General features: G+C 54.5%; 6 protein-coding genes. 3 read left to right on the top strand and 3 right to left on the bottom strand.

All coding sequences use genetic code 11. The features are described from left to right. The first annotated feature begins 528 nt into the window (after window positions 1–528). On the top strand, window positions 529–2,760 hold the full coding sequence (locus tag IQ273_RS25235; RefSeq protein WP_194025900.1) for a PhoX family phosphatase: 2,232 nt from the start codon (window positions 529–531) through the stop codon (window positions 2,758–2,760). A gap of 261 nt (window positions 2,761–3,021) precedes the next feature. Here IQ273_RS25235 and IQ273_RS25230 read toward each other — a convergent pair whose 3' ends face one another. After that, the gene (locus IQ273_RS25230) at window positions 3,022–3,663 is read right to left on the bottom strand and encodes a hypothetical protein (protein WP_228053826.1); all 642 of its coding nucleotides are present in this window, start codon (window positions 3,661–3,663) and stop codon (window positions 3,022–3,024) included. 611 nt (window positions 3,664–4,274) lie between these two features. Between IQ273_RS25230 and IQ273_RS25225 the strand changes: the two genes are divergently transcribed. After that, window positions 4,275–4,556, top strand: a complete 282-nt coding sequence (locus IQ273_RS25225) for a YiaA/YiaB family inner membrane protein (RefSeq protein WP_194025898.1) — start codon at window positions 4,275–4,277, stop codon at window positions 4,554–4,556. Between the two features lie 42 nt (window positions 4,557–4,598). Here IQ273_RS25225 and IQ273_RS25220 read toward each other — a convergent pair whose 3' ends face one another. Further along, complete coding sequence (locus tag IQ273_RS25220; RefSeq protein ID WP_194025897.1) at window positions 4,599–5,228, bottom strand: flavin reductase family protein; 630 nt, start codon at window positions 5,226–5,228, stop codon at window positions 4,599–4,601. An 85-nt stretch (window positions 5,229–5,313) separates the two neighbouring features. After that, a complete protein-coding gene (locus tag IQ273_RS25215) occupies window positions 5,314–8,811 on the bottom strand; it encodes a PAS domain-containing protein (protein WP_228053824.1) in 3,498 nt (1,165 codons plus the stop codon). Window positions 8,812–9,357: 546 nt separating this feature from the next. On the opposite strand from IQ273_RS25215, the gene IQ273_RS25210 reads away from it, so the two are divergent. Next, on the top strand, window positions 9,358–9,534 hold the full coding sequence (locus IQ273_RS25210) for a hypothetical protein (RefSeq protein ID WP_194025902.1): 177 nt from the start codon (window positions 9,358–9,360) through the stop codon (window positions 9,532–9,534). Window positions 9,535–9,810: the final 276 nt, after the last annotated feature.

Genomic DNA, 9,810 nt, shown 5'->3' with positions numbered 1-9,810 from the left:
TTGACTCAATTGGTCTTGCAGTTGACGATACAAGAGGGGTGTTTCCATGAGACTGGCCTTGAGTTGGGGAATTCAAGCCTCTCATGAAATGCCCCTTCCCATCTACCCTGTCTCATTTGGGACTCCTTTCACAACAACCCTTTCAGGACTTTTCTGCACCACCAAGCAGGTCTCCTATGAACGTTCAAACGTTTGAACGTTCATAGGGTTTCTGGATGTCCTAACCAACGTGACTATGGCTATAGTAAACAGCGGCATAAGTGTGGTGACTAATGCCAATCGCGAGGGAGCAGGGGAGCTAGGGAGCCAAGCGAGCCGGAATAGTGGACTTATTTCAGCCTTCGAGTACTAGATGAGTCAGTGCTGGCAAACCTTTGTGGCCTCTGTCGGCAGGAGCCAGGATCTACCTATGGCTTGGTCGTCCCTTCATCACTTCTTAAATAATCGCTAATCGGCTATTAAAGCGTTCCTTACCTGGGCCTCATATTATTCTCTGGAAACCTACAGGGCTTACTAGCTGGCTTGGCTATGACCAAAAAACAAGATTTCCGTACCATTCTCAACAAAGTCATTAACACCGAGGATGAAAGTCATAACACCTCCAGCAACGACTCATTTGATCAGGTTATGGCCCGCGCTCGCCTGGGTCGACGGGGTTTTTTAAAGGGTAGTTCGTCTCTGGCTGCCGCCGCCATGCTGGGGACAAGTTTGGCGTTTGTAGCCGATTCGGCTAAGCAAACTGGGAAAACCGCCCAAGCCGCGACCAACCTGCGCCTCAGCTTTAACCCGGTGGCCAAGAGCATTGCCGATACTTTGACCGTGCCAGAGGGCTACACCGCTCGCGTGCTGCTGGCCACAGGTGACCCACTCAAGAGCAATGTTACCCCCTACAAAAACGACGGCACCGACAACGATTTTGAGGTGCGGGCAGGCGACCACCACGACGCTATGCACTATTTCGGCATGAATCGGGCTGGCAATGGCTGGGATGCTAGCGGCAGCGATCGCGCCCTGCTCGCCATCAACCATGAAGTCTGTGAAGACCTGGGCTTTGTACACCCCAACGGACCAACCAACTACGGCTCTGAGAGCACCGAAGCTCGCCCCGCGATCGAGATCGACAAAGAAGTAGCCGCCCACGGCGTCACCATTGTGGAAGTGGTTAAGCAAGGCTCGACCTACCAAATCAACCGCGACTCCCGCTACAACCGCCGCGTTACCGCTACCACTCCCTGCCAAATTAGCGGTCCGGCCCGGCGCAGCCCCCTGCTGGCCACGGCCTTTTCGCCCAGCGGTGAGCGCACCCGTGGCACCCTGAACAACTGCGCTAATGGCTACACCCCCTGGGGCACCTATCTCACCTGTGAAGAAAACTGGGCCGGCTACTTTAATCGGCGCGAAGACGATGCCGTGCGCACGGCCCAGGAAGTAGCCGCCTTCAAACGCTACGGCATTGGCAACGAAACTTCAGGTCGCTACAACTGGTCGCGGGCCGATGCAGCGGGCAACACCGACCTCTACCAGCGCTGGGATGTCAGCAAAACGGGTAGCCGCCCCCAGCAAGACTTCCGCAACGCCGCCAACACCTTTGGCTGGGTGGTTGAAATTGACCCCTTTAACGCCAGCGCCACGCCACAAAAGCGCACCGCGATCGGCCGCTTTGCCCACGAGGGATGCTGGCCCGCCGCCGCCGTAGCCGGGCAGCCGCTGGTGTTTTACTCTGGCGACGATGCCCGCAACGAGTACACCTATAAGTTTGTCTCCGCCGCCAGGTGGGATCCGCGCGATGCCAACCGGGGTATGGCCGCCGGAGACAAGTACCTGGATGCTGGTACCCTCTACGCCGCCAAATTCAACGATGACGGCACGGGCGAATGGCTGCCGCTGACCCTGGACAACCCGGCGATCGCCAACTACGCCGACTACGCCTTTGCCGACCAGGCCGATGTGTTGATCAACGCCCGCATCGCCGCCGATGCCGCTGGGGCGACCAAGATGGACCGGCCCGAGTGGGGTGGCGTCAACCCGGTGAATGGCGATGTCTACCTGACCCTGACCAACAACGTGTCGAGCAGCAGTGGTCGGGGCGTCAAAACCCCACTCAACGCCGCCAACCCCCGCTACTATGCCGACGCCAAGGGCGAAACCATCAACAAGGGCAATGTCAACGGCCACGTGATTCGCTGGCGCGAGGCCGAGGGCAACCACGCCGCTACCAGCTTTAACTGGGATGTCTACCTGTTTGGGGCTAAAGCCAGCGCCGAGGCCGATGTCAACCTATCGGGTCTGACCGATGAGAATGACTTCTCCAGCCCCGATGGTCTGTGGTTTAGCGAGGCGGTGCCTGGTCTGCTGTGGGTTCAAACCGACGATGGCTACTACACCGATACCACCAACTGCATGATGCTGGCCGCCCTGCCGGGAACCGTAGGCGATGGCGAGGCCAAGATGGTGACCAACAAAGCTGTGCCCATCAATAGCGATGCCGACCAGCAGGTCAAAACCTACATGGGCCAGGCGGCTAGCCCCACAGTGCTGAGCCGATTCCTAGTTGGCCCCCGCGACTGCGAGATCACCGGCATTACCGAATCGCCCGATGGCACGGTAATTTTCGTCAATGTTCAGCATCCCGGCGAAAACAGCGGCTCAGCCACTGACCCTACCCAGTTCACCAGCCACTGGCCCGACGGCGGCAACGCTCGCCCCCGCTCTGCCACGGTGGTGATTACCCGCAACGACGGCGGCAAAATCGCCATTTAGAAAACGTTTGTCGGATTGAAGAGAGCCTGAGCTAAGCTCAGGCTCTTTTTTTGTGATTAAGGATTTAGTACCGTAGAACAGCCGTCTCGGCTGTCTACAGTCGGGCAAAATGCCTAACCGACAAAGCGTAGATTTAATTACACCCCATGCTTAGGCCATTTGCACAACTGCCTCTTCCCAAAGCACTACAGTCAACGCCTCGCCTAGGGTTGACGCAGCCGCTTTTACTGGGGCAGCGGAGGAACAGAGCCTAAGGTGATCCTACCTCTCAGATATACAAATTTTGAGATTAATAACTTCTTTCAAACTGCTAAAGTAAATTAACAAGGCATAGATAAACGTTGCAGTTCCTACCATTTCCAACAATTCTTCGATCACTATAGCAATTGTTGTGCTCGCGCTGAGCTGGCCGAAATGTACTCTTAAAAGCCCACTCGTCATTTCCATGCCCAAAGCTCCACTCAGATATAAAGTTGCGGCAAGCAGGAACAAATATCGAGTCGTTTTGGGCAAATCCAATAAAAACCTTAAATACTTAAATGCAAAAAAGATAACCGCAGGAATTCCAAATATAACCCAGGTGTGAAAAAATATTGGCAGCAAATTAAATGTTTCTCTGAGCGCTGGAATAATCAAGATTTCGTGGAAGCTGAAGGCTTCGTCTAAGCTGAGGAAAAGAAAAATTAAAGACAGATTTTTCCAATATCTAAAATATTTGTCTGTCTTTTTGATCGTAGTAATTACTGCTAACAATGCCGAAGCCGACAATAACATGAACGATGAATACCAAGCAGGAATATTTAACTCTTCATCAAGGCTAAAGAGGCCATAAAACCATTCTGAGCTTGGAAATGAAAACTCAATAAGCCAAAAGTAGGCACTGATAGCGCCAGTTAGGGCCAAGCATGAAATTATAGTAATTAGACATTGTATGGTTTTTTGGGCAGAGATATGAATCGATAAATCTACATCACTAGTAGATGGCTGTAGCTTACAATTTTCGCTTGCCAACATTATTAAGGGTACCTGGATTAATTGCCCTATTGCGAACTTTTAGAGCCGTAAGCTTTTGAAACCTCGTTGCCTTTCTCAATAAGGTTTGTGATTTTTGAGTCGCCCTTAACGATAAAATAATGTTCTTAACCTAAAAACTATCTTTAGATAGAGGTATATTGAGCTATAAGTTGACTCACTCCGGTCTATCGCTCAGCTATTAGGCTCCTAGTATGTCCTTATACGAAATCCGAATCGTATAATTCTGGTTCCAAACAGGCGGATTGCGTAGGGGGAAACGGTGTTTGCCCAGCTCCACCGGGGCTAGCCAGGTCGGATTCAGTGTAAGCCTGTAGGATAGCTGTCTTGACTGTCCACGGTCAGACCGGATGCCAGACCGACAAAACGTGGTTTTAATCACACCCATGCTTAGGGCATTTGCACAACTGTCTCTTCCCCCAGCACTGCAATCGATTCCTCATCTAAGGTTGACGCAGTCGCCTGTATTGAGGAGTCAAACCATGAGTTCTATTCAGCCGCCATCTAGCCACAGCCAAGCCTGGGTTGTACAGACCTGGGCTGCCTTTGTGCTGTCGGTTGGCAGCCTGTCGCTGGGCATTTTTTGTCTGCCCGTCGATGCCTGGGTCAAGGGCTATATGGGCATGGGTACGCTGTTTGCCCTAGGGTCTACCGCCAGCCTGTCTAAAACGGTGCGCGACCTGCACGAGGCTAAGCAGGTCAGCGCCCGCATCGACGAGGCTAAGGTCGAAAAGCTTTTGGCCGAGCATCACCCGCTGCGGTAGCGCGATCGCCTCTCGCCCAGCCTCTAGATCACTAACATTCCACTAGACCGACGGTGGCTTGGGCAAACCGTTGGGAATCTCAAAGCGATCGCCTGTGTGACAGTACTCATAACCCGCCATACGCCCAATTGCCCCCAGTTTGTCAGCGTCGATGCGATTGTTCTCGCTCAGCACATCGTCGCGCACAAACAGATGCACCACCTGACCAATCACCATCGAAAACTCGCCCACCGGCACAATTTGCAGGGTGCGGCATTCAAAGGCAACCGGAGACTCCGCCACACGCGGCGGTTTGATCACGCGGCTGGGGGCCGTGGATAGATTGACGTAGTCAAACTCTGACTCGCCGTAGGGCAAGGGCTCGGCACACTCGGCCACCTGGTGAGCATAGGATGCGATCGCCAAATTAATCACGTATTCTCCGGTGCCGCCCTCGCTAGGCGGGCGCACGTTGCGCAGGGTGTCTTTGTCGCTGCCGTCGGGCTTGCGGCTGACGCTAAACATCAGCGCCAGGGGCTTGTGGCCCACGGCATTGAAATAGGAGAAGGGGGCCAGGTTGACCACACCCTCGGGCGACAGGCTAGAGACAAAGGCGATCGGGCGGGGCACAACGCTGCCAATCAGCAGCTTGTAGCGCGTTGAGGGGTCTAAAAGCTCGGGGTCAATTTCCATGGGATTGTTAGGGGTGGCGTAGGCAATTCCACGAATTTTGCCATGATTTGGGCGATCAACGGCTTTAGTTAGCCGAGTTTTGGCTTTAGCGGGTAAGCGTTATCACCGCTTGCACTAATCGTTCTGGCTCCAGTGGCTTGGTAACGTGCTGCTGAAAACCACTGGCGATCGCCCGCCGATGATCATCCTCGTGGGCATAGGCGGTCAGCGCCACCGCTGGCGTTTGCCCCCCCTGGGTAGGCGGCAAGGCCCGAATCTGGCGCAGCAGGCTATAGCCATCGACGTTGGGCATGCCAATGTCGCTGACCAATACATCCGGCTGAAAGGAGGCCAGATTTTCCAGCACCGCCGCCGCCGAGGGCACGGCCAGCACCTCTGCGCCGTACTGGGTCAAGATCATGTTCAATAGCTCACGGCTGTCAGGGTCATCATCCACGGCCAGCACTCGAATACCAGTGAGATCGAGCGCTGGGGCTGGCACCTCATCAGTGGATGTCGTGGCCGGTGCAGTATTGAGCGACGGCAACCGCACCGTAAACGTAGCCCCCAGTTGTTCCCCAGGGCTTTCTGCTGTGACAGTGCCATTGTGAGCTTCCACCAACTCGCGCACAATGGCCAGCCCCAAACCCAAGCCCCCGTAGGTGCGCGTAGTCGACCCATCCTCCTGGCGGAAGGATTCAAAAATGTAGGGCAAAAAGTCGGGGGCAATGCCCTTGCCGCGATCGCTGACCGTGATTTCGGCCCAACCGTCCATCTGAGCCAGCCGAATGTCTACTGGGCGGTTGGCTGGCGAGAATTTGACGGCATTTGACAGCAGGTTCCAAACCACCTGCTGAAGTCGGGCCGCATCCCCCGAGACCTGACCAATATTGGGCAGTACCGCATTCAGCGCGATCGCTTTAGCAGCGGCAGCTGTGCTAACGGTATCGATCGCCGCTTCCACCACGGTAGCCAAATTGACCGCCGTCATCGTCAGGCTAAGTTTGCCGCGTAAGATTTTGGCGACATCGAGCAGATCGTCGATGAGCTGAGCCTGGAGTTTGGCATTGCGCTCGATGGTGGCCAGGGCGGCGGCCGTTTTGGCCTCATCCAGCTGGCGCACCTGCAGTAGCTTGGCCCAGCCCAAAATTGGGTTGAGGGGCGACCTGAGCTCGTGGGAGAGAACGGCCAAAAATTCATCCTTGATGCGGTTGGCGCGCTCGGCGGCTTGTCGAGCGGATTGCTCTTGCCGGAGCAAACGATCGCGATCGTGTTCTAGCTGCTTTTGGGCTTCGATATCGGTATTGGTACCAAACCAGCGAAACACGTTGCCCTGCTCATCGCGCACCGGAATCGCGCGGGAGAGAAACCAGCGATAGGCCCCGTCCTGGCCTCTGAGCGGAAAGATATCCTCCCAAATTTCGCCGGTTTGAAAGCACTGGTTGATTTTCGCAGCCACTCGCTCAACATGGTCAGGGTGGTGTACCGCTCGCCAGCCATCGCCCTGCATGGCCTCTAGCGTTGTGCCCGTATAGTCGAACCAGCGCTGGTTGTACCAAAAAATCCAGCCCGTCTCATTGGCCATCCAGGCGAGGGGGGCAATGTTGTCGGCCAGGGTGCGAAATCGGGCTTCACTTTCTTGCAGCCTGCGCTCAGCCTGTTTGCGTTCACTGACCTCTTTAAACAAAATGGCGATGGTCCGGCTTTCGGGGAGGCCAATCCGAAAGGCCGAGACCTCAAACCACCGCCTCATCGCGTCAGAGCCGTTTTCAAACCGGGCTGGTTCCCCAGTTAGGGCAACTCGACCATAAATTTCAAACCAGTGGGGCTCTAAACCGGGAAGCAGTTGCCGGGCGGTTTGGCCAACAGCATTGACCAGCCCCGTCTGGTGTTCAAAGACTGAATTGACTTCTAAAAAGCGGTAGTCGATGGGCGTATTGTGCTGATCAAACAGCATTTCCGCCACGCAGAAGCCTTCATTCATCGACTCAAATAGTGTGCGATAGCGCTCTTCAGACAGGCAGAGGGCGGCTTCTACGGCCTTGCGTTCTGAAATATCTCGATCCACCCCTGCCATCATCAGCGGCCTGCCCGTGGCATCATAAAACACTTTTCCGATACTCAGCGCCCAGCGTATCGCACCATCGGGCTTGATAAAGCGAAACTCAATGGTGTAATCGTCTTGCCCATAAACAGCGCGGTCGATCGCCTGCTCCACCAAGGGCAAATCGTCGGGGTAAATCATGGCCTTGACGCTTTCAATCCGACCATCAAAGCTGCCCGCCGCCATGCCAAACAGGTGCTCTAGATTGGTGGACCAGTGCACCTGCCCCGTCTGAATATTCCAGTCCCAGCTCCCCATTTTGGCCGCTTTCATAGCCAGGTGTAGCCGACTCTGCTGCTGTTGCAGCGCAATTTCGGCCTGTTTTTGGGGGTCGATATCGGTAATCGTGCCAATCCAGCCCGTGATCTGGCCCTGGCCATTGGTAGGTACGGCGCGGTTGATAAACCAGCGATACTCGCCCCCTTGACTCCGAATCCGGTGCTCAATTTCAAACGGTTCACCCCTGGCGATCGCCTGACTCCAGCGATCTAAGGTGCGCTGCCGCTCGTCGGGATGCACAACCTGAATACCCATCTGGCCAAAGGACTCAGCTTCTTCTAGCCCGGTGTAGTCGTACCACTTTTGATTCCAGTAATTGATCGCCCCTGCTGCATCCGCCGTCCAGACAATTTGAGGCATCGCCTCGGCCAAATCGCGGCGCTGCTGCTGGCTGGCCTGCAAAGCCGCGAGGGCACGCTGCAAGTCTTGCTCGGTCTGCCGGCGCTCGGTGACATCCCGCCAGGAAGCCACAAAACCATCGTTCAGCCGGGTGGCTCGAATATCAAAGGCTCGAATCAAGCGGCGATCGCCATAGGCATCGTCATAGATGAGCGAGTCTTTGATCAACGGCTCGCCCGTCTCCACGACCCGACAATAGTCCCCAAATAGCTCGGTCTCTCGATGGCCGGGCAGCACCTCACATAGCCCCCGCCCAATTTGCATCTCCCTCGACATTTGGTTGCTGGCGCACGCCGCCCCATTCAAGTAATCAATCCGAAAATCAACAATTTGCCCCTCCCCATCTCGCAGGGTTGAAAAAATGCCGAAACAGTCCAGCATATTCTCAACTGAGGTTTGAAATTGCTCTTGACTACGGCGCAGAGCCTGCCGCAGTTCGGCATTTTCGATGGCGCTTCGCATCGCCAGTCGCAAGTCGTCGGGCGTGGTCTGGCCACTGACCAGATAGTCGGCAGCACCGTGTTTAAGGGCCTGAACAGCGGTCTTGGTGTTGCCACTATCAACGATGACAATAGGCGGGCAGCGATCGCCCATCTGCTCTTTCAACTGCCGCAGCAGCGCCATGCTACTGGACTGAGGCTGGCTAAGCCCCAGGAGAATGCCGTCGATCGCCGGGGTTTGAGACAACAATGACGCAGCGCCGTCGTAGGGCTCCAGCAAAATGTTGTAAGCTACGCTCCCATCTTGCTGCAACTGCTGGCTGTAGGGGTTGCCCAGGTCTTGCGAGTCAGCAACGACCAGAACCGTCCAGGGAATTGACATAAGCAAACCCTAACCTGAGAACAAAGAAATACTACCAAACGGTACAGCCATAGAGGCCAGTATATTACCACCCTCCCCTTGATTCCATTTATCAATCAAACTGAGCTAAATGCATGATGGGTCATCGTAGTTGTAAGCGTCCCTAGGCCTACGACGACTGAGCGAAGTCGTTCTTGCAACGTCTCCCAAGGGGAGAAAGCCAACACTCACATTAAATGTCCTCTTCGACTCCGCTCAGGGGACGGTTACCTGATTAACAAATAGGCAAACATAATTAAATTTAAGCTGATATAGGTTAGCTAGAGCGTTCGCGGAACCAAGCAAATCCAAGCCTAAACCCGATTGGCGTAGCGATTCACTGGCGGTATCAAGGCCAATCAAACCCAAAAATAGCAAGAATGACATAAGCCTAAATTTTCAATAATCTTTTTCTCTCTATCAAAGGGTTTTTCCTCGAATCAGAAAAAGACTAAATCTTGACGATTCGCAAACACTTCAAAACGGTTCTACGTTACAAAACACAGACATAACAAGGGTGAAAATATAGTGGTACTTTGGCCCAGCTTCTGGCAAAATACCACTGCGAAAATGGAGGCCATCCACCACCTGGCCTCGCTAGACTACTGCGATCGCATTGCCTGGTCAACCCCCATACCCACAGGCCGCAGTGGCGAATACATCAGCGTGATGACCCGCAGGCAAGGCGCAACGACTGGAGGTTAACGGCAACCTAGACAGAACCCCGAGTTTTTAAAAAACTCGGGGTTCTTAGAGAGCTTTACAGCAGGCAATAGACAGTGCATCATGTGCGATCGCGATCCAGGGGCAATCAGGGCTGAATAACGCTGGGGCGCTTGCTCAAGTTAGCCATTTTGAGCGCTCTCATGAATAATGCAGGTTAGTAACTTCAGGTCGCTGTACTATGAACCGGGTTTCTCAACGAGTTTGCCTCTCTGTTGCCGCTTTGAGCCTGCTGGCCGCCCCCGCCCTGGCTACAGC

This window comes from Nodosilinea sp. LEGE 07298, assembly GCF_015207265.1.
Classification (GTDB): Bacteria; Cyanobacteriota; Cyanobacteriia; order Phormidesmidales; family Phormidesmidaceae; genus Nodosilinea.
The sequence above is the reverse complement of the archived record's forward strand: the minus strand, read 5'-3'. Positions and strand labels throughout refer to the sequence as shown.